Source organism: Prauserella salsuginis, from assembly GCF_024648885.1.
Lineage (GTDB): Bacteria > Actinomycetota > Actinomycetes > Mycobacteriales > Pseudonocardiaceae > Prauserella > Prauserella salsuginis.
Map to the genome: position 1 here is coordinate 172,653 of NZ_JANBBF010000016.1, position 15,611 is coordinate 188,263.

Sequence of the window (15,611 nt, forward strand, 5' to 3'; positions counted from 1 at the left end):
TTCGCTCCGAACGAACAGGGAGGAGATGCGGGTGGACAGCAGGGAAGGGCTGAGCAGGCGCGCCGTGCTCGCGGGAGCGGCGGCCGGAGCGGTGACGGTCGGCCTGCCGGCCGCGGCGGCGGCCGGCAGCGCGCCGCAGCGGAGTGCGGGTGGCGAGGGACGCGTGGACGAGGAGTTCACCGAGCTGGAACGCACGTACCGGCGGCGCCTCGGCGTCGTCGCGATCAATGTGCGCACGGGTGCGACGCTGGAACATCGGCCCGACGAGAGGTTTCCGATCTGCTCGGTGTTCAAGGTGCTGCTGGCCGCGCGGATCCTGCGCGACTTCCCGTCGAGCGTGCGGGACCGAAGGCTCACCTGGACCGCCGACGACCTGGTGATCAACTCGCCGGTCACCGAGGTCACCATCCGAAATGGTCTGACGGTCTCGCAGCTCGTCGAGGCGGCGGTGACGGTCAGCGACAACACGGCCACGAACCTCCTCATGCGCGAGTTCGGCGGCCCCGCCGGCGTCACCGGGTTCGCGCGGTCGGTCGGCGACCCGGTCACCCGGATCGACCGGTGGGAACCGGAGATGAGCACCGGTGCGCCCGGCGACGAGCGGGACACCACCTCGCCGCGGGCGATCGCGCGGACGTTCGGAACACTCGTGCTGGGCAGCGCGCTGCCCAGGGCGGACCGGCGGCTGCTGACCACGTGGATGCTGGCGAACCGGACCGCCGGTCCGGTGTTCGGTTCCGGCGTGCCGGCGGGCTGGAAACTGGCGGACAAGACCGGATCGGGCTGGTACGGCGTGCGCAACGACGTCGGCATCACGTGGACACCCGACGGCGTCCCGCTGGTCGTCGCGGCGTTCACCCGGGGCACGCACTACGAGGACGACACCCTCAGCGAACCGATCGCCGCCGTCGCCGAGTCCGCGTGCCGGCGCCTCACCGGTGGGGACGTCTAGCGACCGTGGCGTGCCGCGGGGCGGGTCTCCGGAACGGTCCCGCAGAACCGCCCCGCGGCGGGCGGACGTCTCAAACGTCGAGCAGATCCTCCAGCCGGATGGGGATTCGTCGCACGCGGACCCCGGTGGCGTTGTGGACGGCGTTGGCCACGGCCGCCGCCATCCCGACGAGGCCGATCTCGCCGAGCCCACGGGCGCCGAGATCGCTGAGCAAGGTGTCGGGATGCTCGACGAACCGCACGTCCACGTCGGGGATGTCGGCGTTGACGGGAAGGAGGTAGTCGGCGAGGTCGCGAGTGGCGACCCTGCCGTCGGCGTCGAACTCGATGCCCTCGTGGAGCGCTGCGGACACACCCCAGATCATCCCGCCCATGAGCTGGCTCCGCGCCGCCTGCGGGTTGATGATCCGGCCCGCGTCGAACACGCCCAGCAGCCGCGACACGCGGATCTCCCTGGTCAACCGGTGCACTCGCACCTCGCAGAACTGGGCTCCCCACGAGCCGAACGAGTGTTTCGTCGTCTCCTCCCCGGGGGCGGTGGTGCCGGTGGTGCCCAGTGTGTCGCGACCGGTCGACCGCAGCACCTCGCCGAACGTCATCGGTGCGCGGTCCGCGCCGTCGAGGGCGTACACCCTGCCGTGGGCGTAGCCGACCTCGCGATCACGGAACGGGCCGTCGGGTGACGCGGCGAGCGTGAGCAGCTGCTCGATCACCGTGCTCGCGGCCACCATCGTCGCCGAACCCGCGCTCGCGGTCGCCGTGGAACCGCCGGACAGGCCGCCCGGCGGAAGTCGTGAGTCGCCGAGCAGCGGGGTGACGCGGTCCCGATCGACGTCGAGCGACTCGGCAGCCACGATCCCCAGCACGCCCAGCAGGCCGGTACCGGGGTCGGCCCCGGAGGCCGCGACCGTGGCGGTGTCGTCGGCATGCAGTGTCACACCGACCGTTGCCGGGAATCGCAGACCCGGGAACATCGCCGTCGCGGTTCCCATACCGACCAGCCAGTCGCCGTCGACCCGGCCGCCGGGTGATCGCTGGGCCCAGCCGAACCGGGCCGCCCCGATCTCGAAGCACTCGTCGAGGTGTTTGCCGGACCACTGCAGGTCCTTGCCGGGAGGGGCGGCCGAATTGTTGCGCGTGCGCAGCGCGATCGGATCCATCCCGAGCGACGCTGCCAATTCGTCGATCGCGCTCTCGAGGGCGAACGATCCCGGACCTTCACCCGGCGCGCGCATGAAGGTCGCGGGCGGGATGTTGAGCGGCACCGCCTTCTGACTGATCTCGAGGTTCTCGGTGCGGTACCACTCACGCGACGTGCCGTGCGAGGTCGGTTCGACGAAGCCGAGGTCCGGCGTGGTCGACGACCACGAGTCGTGCCGCACGGCGACCAGCGCGCCGTTCCCGCGTGCGCCGAGGGTGATGCGCTGCACGGTCGCGGGCCGGTTGGCGGTGGCGGTGAAGACCTGCTCGCGGGTGAGCGCCGCTCTGACCGGCCTGCCGAGCTCCCGTGCCGCGGCAGCGGCGAGCACGGCAGGCATCGACGTGGCCTTTCCGCCGAACGCGCCGCCCACGACGGGATTGACGACCCGCACCGCATCGGCGGGCAGTCCGAGGCCACCGGCGAGGTCGGAGGCCACGAGGTGGGAGGCCTGGTTTCCGGTGTACACGGTCAGCTCGCCGCCCGCCCACACCGCTACGGCGGAGTGAGGTTCCATCGCCGCGTGGTTCTGCGCTGCGGTCTCGTACGTCGCGTCGATCGTCACATCGCTCGCCTCGAGCGCGTCCTCGATCGAGGCGACCCCGTCGGCCAGTACGGAGAGCGAGGGCGGGGCCTCACTCGCGGCGGGCTGCGCGTCGACGGCCGACGCGAGTCCGTCGGCGAACGAGGTGGCCGCCGGCCGCTCGTCGTAGGTGACCTCGACGAGCCCCGCGGCGTCCCGCGCCTGCTCGAAGGTCTCCGCGACGACGAAACCGATCGGCTGGCCGTGGAACGTCACGTTCGTGTCCTGCAGCGGAAGCCACATCGGACCGAGTAACGGCGAGTTGACCGGATGTAACGTGAGAGGCTCGAACGGCGTGTACACGCCGAGCACGCCCGGTGCCGAGCGGACAGCGCCGACGTCCATCGACGCCACCTCGCCATGGGCGACCGTACTGAGCAGCAGAAAGCCGTGGGCGGCACCGTCGATGACGTTGTCGAGCGCGTACGTGGCGCTCCCGGTGACCTTGAGCGGGGCGTCCGGCCTGGCGATCATCGCTCGCCTCCTCCGGTCAGGTCGAGCAGGGCGCGGACGAGGGTCCGTTTCAGCAGCGGCACCTTGAATCCGTTGTGTGCCAGCGGTTCCGCGCCGTGGGCGGCGATCTCGGCTGCCGCCGCGAACGACGATTCGGTGGCCGGTTCGCCGCGTAGCGCGGCCTCGACCCCGGGAAGGCGCCACGGGATCGTGCCGACCCCGCCCGCGGCGATTCGCGCCTCCGCGACGACGCCGCCGGTGACCTCGAGCGTCGCCGCGACCGAACACAGTGCGAACTCGTAGGAACGGCGGTCGCGGATCTTGACGTAGGTCGAGTTGGCCGCGTGCTCGGGATGCGGGACGAGGACGTCCGTGATCAGCTCGCCGGACCGCAGATCGTTCTCGATGTCCGGGGTGTCGCCCGGGGTGCGGTAGAAATCGGTCAGCGGGAGGGCGCGTGTACCGTCCGGGCCGGTGATCCGGAGCTCGGCGTCCAGCGCGACGAGGGCGACGGCCAGATCGCTGGCGTGCGTGGCGGCGCAGTGCCGGCTCGCGCCGAGGACGGCGTGCATGCGGTTGGTTCCGCCGATCGCACCGCATCCGCTGCCGGGACTGCGTTTGTTGCACGGCATCGTGGTGTCGCGGAAATAGCCGCACCGGGTGCGCTGCATCAAATTTCCGCCGATGGTGGCCATGTTGCGCAGCTGTTGTGACGCGCTGAGCGTCAGGGCGCGGGTGATGGCCGGCGGCACGCCGGGGTGCGCGGCGACGTCACTCATGCGTTCGAGGGCTCCGATGCGCAAGCCGTCCTCGGTGCTGATCCCGCGGAGCGGGAGGGCCGTGATGTCGGCGACGCGCGGCGGTGTGACGACGTCGAGTTTCATGAGGTCGACGAGGGTCGTGCCACCGGCCAGAAAGGTGTGTCCGCTCGCGACGGCCTCGTCGACGGTCGCCGGCACGGTGAGCTCAAACGGTCGCATCGGTTCGCCTTTCCTCGGCGCCGGCCCGGCGGACGGCGGCGACGATGTTCGGGTAGGCCGAGCAGCGGCAGAGGTTTCCCGACATGAACTCGCGAACCTCGTCGGGGTCGTCGATACCCTGCGCAGCGGCGGCGACGGCCGACATGATCTGCCCGGGTGTGCAGAACCCGCACTGCAGGGCGTCCTGATCGGCGAACGCCTGCTGCACCGGGTGGAGGCCGTCGGAAGTGGACAGTCCTTCCACGGTGGTGACGGGGTCTCTCACGGTGGCGGCCAGGGTGAGACAGGACAGCGCCGTCCTTCCTCCGATGTGGACGGTGCAGGCGCCGCACTGGCCGCGGTCGCAGCCCTTCTTCGGGCCGGTGATGCCGAGGTGTTCGCGTAAGGCGTCCAGGAGGGTGACGCCGGGGGCGATGTCGAGGTGTTCGGTGGTGCCGTTGATCTGGAGTGCGATGTCCATGGGATCCGTTCCGCGCAGTTCGGATGCGCTTCGAGGGCGGAAGGGAGAAACGGAAGCGGATAGGTATCCGGTCGCGACGCCGACGACACTAGCGGATACCTATCCGCTCGGCAACGGGTACGCTACGCGGGTCAGTGAATCGGGGGCGAGCGAGTGCGGGAGGGGCGATGTCCACCGGGTCGGTGAGCGGCCGGCGCGCTGACGCCCGCCGCAATCACGAGGTGATCCTCGCTGCGGCGGCCGCATCGCTGACGAGGACCGGCGAGGTGTCGTTCAACGCGATCGCGAAGCAGGCGGGCGTGGGTGTCGGCACCGTCTACCGGCACTTCCCGACTCCCGCATCGCTGATCCTCGCGGTGTACGAACGCGAAGTGGACCACATCGTCGAAGCAGTGCCGGCGCTGCTCGCCGAGCGGGAACCCGAGGTGGCGTTCCGGACGTGGATCATGGACCACCTCGCGCACTACATGATGACCAAACGCGGGCTGGCCGAGGCGCTGCGGCGGGTCAGCGCGACTGCCGAGGAATCCGGCTCGCTTCCTGCCAGTGCGTTCGACCGGATGCGCTGCGCGCTGTCGGATCTGCTGCGTGCGAACGTCGACGCGGGCAAGGTGCGGGCGGACACCGAGGTCGAAACCGTCATCCGCTGCCTTTTCGGACTGTTCCACCTCGACCCGCAGGGCGACTGGAAGACCGAGGTCGCGAAGCTGACCGACGTGGTGTGGCGCGGCATCCGCGCGGACTGAGGAGCCGCGGCGGTCGACACCCCGCCGGGCATGAAGGCGTTGCGCGGCCGGGGATCGCGCCGTGGTGCTAGCGTGCATCGGTATGTCCCACGCTGACCCGTCGTCACCACGTCGGATCTATCTCGTCGGCCCCACCGGGCTGCCCAACTTCGGTGACGAGCTGGTCGCCGCGACCTGGCTCCGATACCTGGCTCGCACCGAGCCGGACGCGGAGGTGTGGCTCGACTGTCACACGCCCGGCACGGCTCAGGTGATGCTCGCCGGACTGCACCCCAATCTGCGTTGTACGAACACGCTGTGGCGGCTCGCGGTCGAGGCCCCGGATCCCGAACCGTGGGCGGTCGTGGCCTGGGTCCGCAAGGTCATCCACGACCCCGGGTTGGCGCCGCGTTGCCGGCCCGGGGTGGAGTTGCTCGCGACGGCGGACGTGATCCACCTGATCGGCGGCGGGTACGTCAACGCGCTGTGGCCGCAGCACGCGGGGCTCCTCGCGGGTGCCATCGCCGGGAGCGTGCGTTCGGGCGCTCGCCTCGCCATGACCGGGCAGGGGTTCCTCCCGGCCGCACCCGACGTCGCGGAGCTGCTGTACTCGCTCGCCGCCCGGTTCGACGTCGTGGACGTGCGCGACCGCGACTCCGCCGAACTGCTCGCGGTGGCCGCGCCCGCCGGGTTCACGTGTGACGACGTGTTCCTCGACGTGCCGGAGACCGGGTTCCAGGACTACACGCGCGCGGTCATGGTGTGCGTGCAATCGGACATCGGCGAACTCGGTCCTCCCGCGCTCGCGGGCCGGGTGAAGGGGATTCTGCGCAGTTGGGACGTCGAACCGGGTGACGTGACGTTCGTCGAAGCGATTCCGCGGGTCGACCGTGCCGTGTACGACCTGCTCGCGGCCGATCTGCCCGGCGCGTCGTTCATGCCGTTCTCGGACCTGTGGCGCGACGGTGTTCCCGCGCTCGAGGGGCAGCTGTGGATCTCGACCCGATTCCACCTGCACCTGATCGCCGCGGCGGCCGGTGCGCGTGGCGTCGCGATGAGCGTGTCGCCGGACTACTACGACACGAAGCACCGCAGCCTGATCGAACTCGGCAGTGGCTGGACGATCCTCGACGCTGCGGGAACCGACGTGCCCGATGTGCCGGAGAAGGGCGGATATCCGGCCGACACGGTGGCGGAGCTGCGGGGCCGTAAGGCCGCGGTGGCCGAGCGGATCTACGCACGGTCCTGAGCGCGCCGCGAGTGCGGCCGCCGCGCTGCCCGAAGATCCGCCTCGCGTGTGGTCGGAGCGCACCCAGGGTAATCCCGGAGTGCGCCGCGGCGCGTTCGGTGGCTCAGCGACGCCGTGACCGCGGGTGACGATCGCGCTGCGGTCGGCGATGTCGACCTTGCGGCTCACGTCGGGCGGCGGCGCGTCGACGGTCGCTGTTTCCGCAGGTAGGACCGCAATTTTTGGTCTCGTGCACCCCTTGACGCGCGATGGGGTGCGGCGCATGCTGAAAGCACGCAGTTTAGTAATGCAGAACTCGTTGCGAATGACACAACCGGCATCGGTAGCCGGTAGGCAACTGCGTGAAGGCAACGAGGCGGCGGGCATTCGCCCACTTCTCGGAATACATCGAACGGGCCGGAAAGACCGAGGGGGCCCTCATGACGGATGTGCTCAACACCGCCGCCCGGCCGGACATCGCGGGGGAGCCCCACGCGATCGTCGAACGGCCCGCGGTGATGCTCTACACGCGACTGCGAAAGTCGCCTTACTTCTGGAAATCCCGGGCCTGTGGCGCGGCGTGCTACAGCGTGTACAACCACACCTACCACCCGCGTCACTACGGTGACCCGGTCGGTGAGTACTGGGCGCTGCTCGACGGTGTGACGATCTGGGACGTCGGTGTCGAACGGCAGCTCGAGATCTCGGGCCCGGACGCGTTCGACTTCACGAACATGCTCGTGCCACGGGATCTGACCAAGTGCGAGGTCGGGCAGTGCAAGTACGTGTTCATCACCGCGCCCGACGGCGGGATCGTCAACGACCCGGTCCTGCTGCGGCTCGAGGAGAACCGTTTCTGGTTGTCACTGGCCGATTCCGACGTCGGACTCTGGACGATGGGTCTGGCCCACGCGGGTGGATGGAACGTCCACATCGCGGAGGCCGACGTGGCACCGCTGCAGGTGCAGGGACCACGGTCGAAGGAAGTGCTGCGCGACCTGTTCGGCGACGGGGTGCTGGACGTGCCCTACTACCGCATGCGTGAGTTCACCGTGGACGGAATGCGCGTCGTCGTCAGCCGCACGGGCTACTCCGGCGAGGTCGGCTACGAGCTGTACCTGCGCGACGCGTCGCGTGACGCGGAGCGGTTGTGGGACGCCGTCTGGCAGGCGGGCCAGCCCTACGGCATGCGCCCGATCGGACCGTGCCACATGCGCCGCATCGAAGCGGGCATGCTCGCCTACGGCTGCGACATCACGCTCGACACGAATCCGCTTGAGGTCGGCTACGACTACCGGTGGATGGTCGACCTCGATCAGGAGGCCGACTTCATCGGCAAGGAGGCCCTCACGCGGGCACGGTCGGAAGGGATCTCACGTCTCATGGTGGGCGTGGAGATCTCCGGCGAACCGCTCGGCACCTACAACGACGGGTCGATGATCGAGCCGTTCGACGTCTACGCCGGGTCGGACACTCCGGTCGGCCGGGTCACCAGCGCGTGCCGGTCGCCACGGCTGGAACGCAACATCGGGCTGGCGATGGTGCCGATCGGGCTCAGCGAACTCGGCACGCCCCTGCAGATCCACACACCGTCCGGCATGCGTGAGGGAACGGTCGTCGAGAAGCCGTTCATCGATCCGCGGAAGGAGACCCCGAAGCGATGAGGCGCAGGCGGGAGTCCGGGAACGCGCCGGTGCCGACAGCGGCACCGGCGGGTGTCCTGGCGCGCCCGCGCTTCGAGGTGCTGCCACTGCGCGGGGTGCTCGAGGAGACCGGCACGCTGCCGGAGCACACGGTCGTCACCGTGACGGCCTCCCCGCGCCGCGGCACCGAGGCGACCGTCGAGCTGTGCGAGAAGCTCGCGGCGCAGCGACTCCGGCCCGTGCCGCACCTGGCCGCCCGGCAGCTGACCGGGCGCGGCGAGCTGATCGACGTGCTCGACCGGCTCGCCGGTGCCGGCGTGGACGACGTGTTCGTCGTCGGCGGCGACACGCCGGAACCGGCGGGGCCGTACCCGGACGGCGCCGCGCTGCTGCGGGAGATGGCCGATCTCGGCCGGCTGCCCGCCGAAGTCGGTGTGCCGTCGTACCCGGAGGGGCATCCTTCGATCGACGACGCGACGCTGTGGGCGTCCCTGCGGTCCAAACAGGACCTGGCGACGTACACGGTCACCCAGTTGTGCTTCGACCTGGCCGCGATCCGGGAGTTCCTGCGGCAGGCCGGTGAGCACGGCATCACCCTGCCGGTCGTCATCGGCGTGGCGGGTGCCGTCGACGTCACGACGCTGGCGCGGGTCGGCAGCCGGATCGGGGTCGGCGACTCGCTGCGGTTCTTGACGTCTCACCGGTCCATCGTCGGACGGTTGCTCCGTCCCCGCCGCGGACGGGACGCCGTGTTGCGCGGCGTGGTCGACCTGGCCGCCCGGCCCGGCGAACCCACTCCTGCGGGGGTGCACTGCTACACGTTCAACAAGGTGCGGGCGACCGCCCGCATGATCGCCGACCTGTCCGCCGCGACCGGCGGTACGGGTGGGCCGGCGTCCGGCCCAGGAGGGGAGGGGTGAGTCATGCCGTCGATGCCGTCGGACCTGGAGATTTCCCGGGCGACGTTGCGGAAGCCACTGTCGGACGTGGCCGGGGACATGGGGATAGAACCGCGGCTGTTCGAGCCGTACGGGCATGCCGCCGGCAAGATCGCGCTGGAGGCGATCGACGAGTTCGCGACCAGGCCGCGGGCGAAGTACGTCGTGGTCACGTCGATCACGCCGACCCCGCTCGGCGAGGGGAAGACGACCACCACGGTCGGCCTGGGGCAGGCGTTCGCCCACATCGGCAAACGTGGCGTGATCGCCGTCCGGCAGGCGTCGATGGGGCCGACGTTCGGCATCAAGGGCGGCGCCGCGGGCGGCGGCTACTCCCAGGTCGTGCCGATGGAGGCCGTGAACCTGCACCTGACGGGTGATCTGCACGCCGTGACGTCGGCGCACAACCTCCTCGCCGCGATGGTCGACAACCATCTGCACAAGGGCAACGCGCTCGACATCGATCCGCTGGCGGTCGCGTGGCGCCGGGTGCTCGACGTCAACGACCGCGACCTACGGCAGATCGTGACCGGCCTCGGCGGCCGCCAGGACGGGATACCGCGGCAGACGGGGTTCGACATCACGGCGGCCAGCGAGGTGATGGCGGTCCTCGCGCTGGCCTCGTCGTTGCCGGACCTGCGCGCACGGCTCGGCCGGATGGTCGTCGCCTACGACCGGCGGGGCGAGCCGGTGACCGCCGAGGACGTACGCGGCGCCGGTGCGATGTGCGTGCAGCTGCGTGATGCGCTGAAGCCGAACCTGCTGCAGACGACGGAACAGACGCCCGCCCTCGTCCACTGCGGGCCGTTCGGCAACATCGCCCACGGCAACTCGTCGGTCGTGGCCGACCTGATCGGGATTCGCTGCGGCGACTATCTCGTCACGGAGGCCGGCTTCGGCGCCGACATGGGCGCGGAACGGTTCTTCAACATCAAGTGCCGCGCCTCCGAACTCACGCCCGACGCGGCGGTGGTGGTCGCGACGGTCCGCGGACTGAAGGCACACACGGGGCGCTACCACGTCGTCGCGGGCAAGCCGTTGCCGGAGGAGATGCTCGCCGAGAACCCCGACGACGTGCGGGACGGTGCGACGAACCTGCGCAAGCAGATCGCGAACGTGCGCGCGCACGGCGTGACGCCTGTCGTGGCCGTCAACGCGTTCCCAGGGGACTACGACAGTGAGAAGCAGGCCATTGTGGACGTCGCCGCGGAGGAAGGGGCGCGTGCCGCGATCACCACGCACGCCACCGAAGGCGGCAAGGGGGCCGCAGAACTCGCCGAGGCCGTCGCGGAGGCGTGCGCCGAGCCCGCCGGGTTCTCCTACCTGTATCCCGACGACGCCTCGCTGACCGAGAAGATCGAGACGCTCGCCCGCCGGATGTACGGCGCCGACGGTATCGAGCTCAGCACCACCGCCCGCAGGCAGCTGGACGAGTGCGAGCGGCACGGATTCGGCCACCTGCCCGTGTGCGTGGCGAAGACGCACCTGTCGCTCTCGGCCGACCCGTCGCGCAAGGGCGCACCCGTCGGCTGGACGCTGCCGGTGCGCGAGGTGCGCCTGTCCGCGGGCGCGGGTTTCGTCTACCCGATCTGCGGGGACATGCGCACCATGCCCGGTCTGTCGTCGCAGCCGGCGGCGGAGAACATCGACATCGACGAGGCGGGCCAGGTCGTGGGGCTGTCCTGAGGAGTGATCGAGATGACCGAGATTCCCGAACGCGCCGACGTGGTCGTTGTCGGAGCCGGCATCGTGGGCAATTCGGTGTGCCACCACCTCGCCGAACTGGGGTGGCGGAACATCGTGCTGATCGAGAAAGGGCCGCTGCCCGATCCCGGCGGGTCGACGGGGCACGCGTCGAACTTCATCTTCCCCGTCGACCACTCCCGCGAGATCACCGCGCTGACGACGGATTCCATGCGCCAGTACGAGAAACTGGGCACGCTGATCACCTGCGGCGGTGTCGAGGTGGCGCGGGAGCCGGAGCGGGTCGAGGAGCTGAAACGGCGGATGGCCTCGGCGCGCGCCTGGGGTGTGGACTCCGAGTTGATCGAACCGCGCCGTGTCGCGGAACTCGTGCCGTTCGTGGACCCGGACATTCTGCTCGCCGGGTTCTGGACCCCGTCGGTGGCCGTCGTCGACCCGTTGCGGGCCGGCGCGCTCATGCGGGAACAGGCCATCGCCGACGGCGCGCTGACCGTGTCGGCGAACACGGCGGTCACCGGCATCCGCACGGACCGAGGACGGGTGCAGGCCGTGTGCACCGATGCCGGGGACGTCGAGACACCGGTCGTGGTCGTCGCGTGCGGCGTGTGGAGCCCGCGGATCGCGCGACTGGCGGGTGCGCAGATCCCACTGACACCGGCGGTGCACCAGATGATGGACGTCGGTCCGATCCCGGAGCTCGAATCGACCGGAACGGCCATCGCCTATCCGATCGTGCGCGACATGGACGCGCTCATGTACGAACGGCAGAGCGGCGCAGACCTCGAGATCGGGTCGTACGCGCACCGGCCGATCCTGCACGAGCCCGACGAGATCCCGTCGCTGGAGGCGGCGGCCCTCTCGCCCACGCAACTGCCGTTCACCTCCGACGACTTCGACCCGCAACTGGAGCAGGCACTCGAACTGTTCGGCAGCATCCTCGACCGGCCCGACGCCGGCGTGCGGCACGCCATCAACGGCCTGCTGTCCCTCACCCCAGACGGTGCGCCCGTGCTGGGCCCGTCGCCGGAGGTGAACGGGCTGTGGTCGGCCGCGGCCGTGTGGATCAAGGAGGGGCCGGGCGTCGGCCGGATGGTGGCCGAATGGCTCACCCACGGCGACTGCGAGTTCGACATGCACGGCGCCGACATCGCCCGCTTCTACCCGCACCAGCGCACGCGTGAGCACGTGCGTGCCCGCGCGAACGAGGGCTTCAACAAGACGTACGGCATCGTGCATCCACGCGAGCAGTGGGAATCCGCCCGTGGCAGGAAGCTCTCGCCGTTCCACGCGCGCGAACGCGAGGCCGGCGCCGTGTTCTTCGAGGTCGGTGGCTGGGAACGGCCGCACTGGTACGAGTCCAACCGCGGCCTGCTCGACGAGTTCGGCGACCGGATCCACGAACGTCCCCACGAGTGGGACGCCCGGTGGTGGTCGCCGATCGTGGAGGCCGAGCACCTGGCCCTGCGGCAGCGGGCCGCCATGATCGACCTGACGGCCTTCGCCCAGTTCGACGTACGCGGGCCAGGGGCACTCGACTACCTGCAGCGCATGACCATGGCCCAACTCGACCGGCCCGTCGGCAGGCTCTGCTACACGCCGGTGCTGACACCGGGCGGCGGGTTCCGCAGTGACCTCACGGTCGTGCGTCTCGGCGAGCACCACTTCCGCGTCATCACCGGCGGTGCGGACGGCGCACGCGATCGGTACTGGTTCGAGAGCCACCTTCCCGCCGACGGCTCGGCGTCACTGGTGGACGTGACCTCGGCCGTGTGCACCCTCGGCCTGTGGGGGCCGAAGGCGAGGGACGTCCTCGCCGCGGCGACCGAGGACGACGTGTCCGGCGAGGCACTGCCGTTCGGCACGGCACGGTGGATCGCCGTCGACGGGATTCCCGTGCTCGCCCTTCGGGTGTCCTATGTGGGCGATCTCGGCTGGGAGCTGCACGCGCCGTTCGAACACGGCCAGGCGCTGTGGGACGCGATCGCCGAGGCGGGCAGCCCGCACGGCATCGTGCCGGCGGGCATCGGCGTCTACGGCACGACGGGACGGCTCGAGAAGGGCTACCGGCTCATGGGTGCCGAGCTCGACGGCGAGTACGACCCGGTCGAGGCCGGACTCGCGCTGCCGAAGGTCAAGGCGGCCGACTTCATCGGCAAGGACGCCTACCTGGCCGCACGCGAGGGCACCCCCGCGGCGACCCTGTGCACCCTCACGGTCGACGATCACACCAGCGCGGACGGCATCGCGCGGTACCCGCAGGGCGGCGAGCCGATCGTGACGCAGGGCGGGGAACGCATCGTGGACCGCAAGGGCCGGGGTTCGTTCGTCACGAGCGCCGGGCCCGCACCGTCGCTGGACGGCTATCTGCTCATGGCCTACCTGCCGCCCGAGTTCGCCGTCGAAGGAACGTCGCTGCAGGTCGAGTACATGGCCGAGCGGTACCCGGTCACGGTGGCACGGGTGGGCAGGACGCCGCTGTTCGACCCGGAGGACACGCGCATGAAGGCGTGAACCGGCCCGAGACACCGAAGCCGAACCCGCCGGAAGGAGGCGGACGTCGTGGACATCGTGGTCTGCATCAAACGGGTGCCCGCGTTCGGAGCGCAGGTACCGCTGACCGACGACGGGAGCGCCGTCGACACGCGGCACCTCGGCTTCACCATCGGCCCCCACGAGGAGTGCGCGGTCGAGGAGGCCGTGCGTCTCACCGCGAAGTACGGGGGCCGCGTCACGGTCCTGACGGTGGGGCCGCAGGACGCGGGCGAACAGCTTCGGTACGCGTTGGCGATGGGAGCCCATCAGGGTGTGCTCGTCGACACGGGCACGACCGAGCTCGATCCGGAGGCGACGGCGACGGCCGTCCTCGCGGGACTGGCGGACGAGCCGGACCCGGACCTGCTGCTGTTCGGCGACGCCTCGGCCGACGCGGGTCATGGGCAGGTCGGCGTCCGGGTCGCGCTGGCGCGCGGCCTACCCGTCGTCGGCGGCATCACCGGTCTCGACGCCGAGAACGGGAGCACCGACGGGAACGGTGACGCAGCGGGGAACGGTGCGGTGTCGCTGCGGGCGAGCCGCGACACCCCCGACGGAACCGAGGTGTTCCGACTGCCGGTGCCCGCGGTCGTGGCGGTCAAGGAGGGTTTGAACCTGCCCCGGTACCCGACGTTGCCGGGCCGGCTCAAGGCGAAGAAGGCGGCGTTGCGCACAGTGGCGTGCGACCCCGAACCGGGCGGTCTGCACACCGTCGGCCTGCGCAGGCCCGCGGACGACCGGGCCGGTGCGATTCCGCTGGGACGCGGGGCCGACGCGGCGCCGGCGGTCGTCGACGTGTTGGCCGAGTTGGGGAAGGTGTGACGACGATGCAACTGGTCGTGGTGGCCGATGCGGCCGTGGTTCCCGAGCTGCCCGCGGTGGCGCGGTCGGTGGCCGGCAGGGACGAAGCGGTCGAGGCGGTGACGTTCGCCGGCGTCGAGGTCCCCGCGGGGGATCTGGCCCGCGAACTCGGCGGGCACGGTGTCGCGAGGCTTCACGTGGTACGGCACGAGCTGCTCGACGATTATGCGCCCGAGGCGTGGGGGAGTGCGCTGGCGACCCTGATCGACCGGCTCGGGCCGTCCGGGGTGCTGGCGCCCGCGACGCACCGCGGAACCGAGATCCTCACGCACGCGGCCGCCCGTGCGGGACTGCCGCTGGCGACAAACTGTGTGCGCCTCACGGCCGACGACGCTTCGGGTCACGGCGGTGCCGGCGACGGGACGTGGCGGCTGACCCGGACGCGTAGTGGTGGTGTGCTCCTGGAGGATGCCGAGCTGACGGCGCCGGTGAGGCTGGCGACGGTGGCTGCGGCCGTCGAAACCCCACAGGTACCGCTCCAGGCTGCCGACTGTGAGGTCGTCGAATCCGCAGTGGACGTTCCGCCGGAACTGGCCCGTACGCGGGTGGCCGAACGCGTCGCGAGTGAGACCGGACTGTCGCTGTCGACCGCTCCGGTCGTCGTCTCGGGCGGCCGGGGTGTCGGCGGTGCCGACGGGTTCGTCGTCCTGGAGGAACTGGCCGAGCGACTCGGCGGTGTCGTCGGCTGTTCGCGGGTGGCCACCAACAACGGCTGGCGGCCGCACCGGGATCAGGTGGGGCTCACCGGCACGAAGATCGCGGCCGACCTCTACATCGCCTGCGGTATCAGCGGCGCCACGCAGCACTGGGTGGGCTGCATGGACTCGGCGGTGATCCTGGCGATCAACACCGACCCCGAGGCGCCGATGATGCAGCGAGCCACCTACGCCGTCGAAGGCGACGTGCACGAGGTGGTGCCCGCCGTGCTCGCCGAGATCCGGCGGCGGGGCGGCGCCGCAGCGGCAGCCGGGTCGGACCGGTCCGCGGCCGAGGAGTCCGAGCCGGCCGCGGCACCGCCGGTGGGCTAGGAGCTGTTTAGGAACGAGGGGTGCTGTAGGTAAGAGGAGAGGTCTCCGGTAGATGGATCAACGACCAAGAAGATCAACATCTATCCGGAGACCTCGATGGGAAGCGTATCGAGCGGTGCTCGTAAGGATCTGACGGACCGGCAATGGGTGGCGTTGCAGCGCGTGTTGCCGTCTCGGCCGGTGGTGGGTCGTCGGCCGAAGTGGACGCGGCGGCAGTTGCTGGATGGGATCCGGTGGCGGGTGCGGGTGGGTGCTCCGTGGCGGGACGTGCCGGAGCGGTATGGGCATTGGCAGTCGATCTACCAGCTGTTTCGCCGCTGGCAGCGG

13 protein-coding genes are annotated in these 15,611 nt (G+C 70.6%); 10 read left to right on the forward strand and 3 right to left on the reverse strand.

The features are described from left to right. Positions 1–31: 31 nt before the first annotated feature. Entirely contained in the window at positions 32–952 is a 921-nt protein-coding gene (bla, locus tag LY40_RS25955; protein WP_258938454.1) for a class A beta-lactamase, read from the forward strand. Between the two features lie 70 nt (positions 953–1,022). On the opposite strand, the gene LY40_RS25960 is transcribed toward bla, so the two are convergent. The 3 genes from LY40_RS25960 to LY40_RS25970 are packed head-to-tail and all read right to left on the reverse strand — an operon-like array spanning position 1,023 to position 4,625. Continuing rightward, on the reverse strand, positions 1,023–3,206 hold the full coding sequence (locus LY40_RS25960; RefSeq protein ID WP_258938455.1) for a xanthine dehydrogenase family protein molybdopterin-binding subunit: 2,184 nt from the start codon (positions 3,204–3,206) through the stop codon (positions 1,023–1,025). Beyond that, the gene (locus LY40_RS25965; protein ID WP_258938456.1) at positions 3,203–4,165 is read right to left on the reverse strand and encodes an FAD binding domain-containing protein; all 963 of its coding nucleotides are present in this window, start codon (positions 4,163–4,165) and stop codon (positions 3,203–3,205) included. Before LY40_RS25965 ends, LY40_RS25960 begins: the two co-directional genes overlap by 4 nt. Continuing rightward, positions 4,152–4,625: a (2Fe-2S)-binding protein gene (locus LY40_RS25970; RefSeq protein ID WP_183786884.1), complete on the reverse strand. Its 474-nt coding sequence runs from the start codon at positions 4,623–4,625 to the stop codon at positions 4,152–4,154. The genes LY40_RS25965 and LY40_RS25970 overlap by 14 nt, the downstream gene beginning before the upstream one ends. Positions 4,626–4,792: 167 nt before the next feature. Here LY40_RS25970 and LY40_RS25975 point away from each other — a divergent pair, with 167 nt between their 5' ends. From LY40_RS25975 to LY40_RS26015, 9 genes are all read left to right on the forward strand, one after another. Then, the gene (locus LY40_RS25975; RefSeq protein WP_183786883.1) at positions 4,793–5,371 is read left to right on the forward strand and encodes a TetR/AcrR family transcriptional regulator; all 579 of its coding nucleotides are present in this window, start codon (positions 4,793–4,795) and stop codon (positions 5,369–5,371) included. 82 nt (positions 5,372–5,453) lie between these two features. Next, positions 5,454–6,599 carry a polysaccharide pyruvyl transferase family protein gene (locus LY40_RS25980; protein WP_258938457.1) on the forward strand — a complete coding sequence of 382 codons (1,146 nt, stop codon included), beginning with the start codon at positions 5,454–5,456 and terminating at the stop codon, positions 6,597–6,599. A gap of 419 nt (positions 6,600–7,018) precedes the next feature. Next, complete coding sequence (locus tag LY40_RS25985; RefSeq protein WP_258938458.1) at positions 7,019–8,242, forward strand: glycine cleavage T C-terminal barrel domain-containing protein; 1,224 nt, start codon at positions 7,019–7,021, stop codon at positions 8,240–8,242. Beyond that, positions 8,239–9,141 (forward strand): methylenetetrahydrofolate reductase, encoded by a 903-nt coding sequence (locus tag LY40_RS25990; protein WP_258938459.1) that lies wholly within the window; start codon positions 8,239–8,241, stop codon positions 9,139–9,141. Before LY40_RS25985 ends, LY40_RS25990 begins: the two co-directional genes overlap by 4 nt. Positions 9,142–9,153: 12 nt before the next feature. Continuing rightward, positions 9,154–10,845 carry a formate--tetrahydrofolate ligase gene (locus tag LY40_RS25995; RefSeq protein ID WP_258938466.1) on the forward strand — a complete coding sequence of 564 codons (1,692 nt, stop codon included), beginning with the start codon at positions 9,154–9,156 and terminating at the stop codon, positions 10,843–10,845. Positions 10,846–10,857: 12 nt separating this feature from the next. Beyond that, a complete protein-coding gene (locus tag LY40_RS26000; protein ID WP_258938460.1) occupies positions 10,858–13,374 on the forward strand; it encodes a GcvT family protein in 2,517 nt (838 codons plus the stop codon). 48 nt (positions 13,375–13,422) lie between these two features. Further along, positions 13,423–14,217, forward strand: coding sequence for an electron transfer flavoprotein subunit beta/FixA family protein (locus tag LY40_RS26005; protein WP_183786878.1), 795 nt, complete (start codon positions 13,423–13,425; stop codon positions 14,215–14,217). A gap of 5 nt (positions 14,218–14,222) precedes the next feature. Then, a complete protein-coding gene (locus LY40_RS26010; protein WP_258938461.1) occupies positions 14,223–15,284 on the forward strand; it encodes an electron transfer flavoprotein subunit alpha/FixB family protein in 1,062 nt (353 codons plus the stop codon). 96 nt (positions 15,285–15,380) lie between these two features. Continuing rightward, the coding region (locus LY40_RS26015) for a transposase (RefSeq protein WP_258936283.1) at positions 15,381–15,611 on the forward strand (231 nt) is incomplete at its 3' end.

Excerpts from the sequence above, each read along its gene's own strand:
- LY40_RS25960 (WP_258938455.1), bottom strand. The coding sequence starts at position 3,206 with ATGATCGCCAGGCCGGACGCCCCGCTCAAGGTCACCGGGAGCGCCACG.
- LY40_RS25965 (WP_258938456.1), bottom strand. The coding sequence starts at position 4,165 with ATGCGACCGTTTGAGCTCACCGTGCCGGCGACCGTCGACGAGGCCGTC.
- LY40_RS25970 (WP_183786884.1), bottom strand. The coding sequence starts at position 4,625 with ATGGACATCGCACTCCAGATCAACGGCACCACCGAACACCTCGACATC.
- LY40_RS25975 (WP_183786883.1), top strand. The coding sequence starts at position 4,793 with ATGTCCACCGGGTCGGTGAGCGGCCGGCGCGCTGACGCCCGCCGCAAT.
- LY40_RS25980 (WP_258938457.1), top strand. The coding sequence starts at position 5,454 with ATGTCCCACGCTGACCCGTCGTCACCACGTCGGATCTATCTCGTCGGC.
- LY40_RS25985 (WP_258938458.1), top strand. The coding sequence starts at position 7,019 with ATGACGGATGTGCTCAACACCGCCGCCCGGCCGGACATCGCGGGGGAG.
- LY40_RS25990 (WP_258938459.1), top strand. The coding sequence starts at position 8,239 with ATGAGGCGCAGGCGGGAGTCCGGGAACGCGCCGGTGCCGACAGCGGCA.
- LY40_RS25995 (WP_258938466.1), top strand. The coding sequence starts at position 9,154 with ATGCCGTCGGACCTGGAGATTTCCCGGGCGACGTTGCGGAAGCCACTG.
- LY40_RS26000 (WP_258938460.1), top strand. The coding sequence starts at position 10,858 with ATGACCGAGATTCCCGAACGCGCCGACGTGGTCGTTGTCGGAGCCGGC.
- LY40_RS26010 (WP_258938461.1), top strand. The coding sequence starts at position 14,223 with ATGCAACTGGTCGTGGTGGCCGATGCGGCCGTGGTTCCCGAGCTGCCC.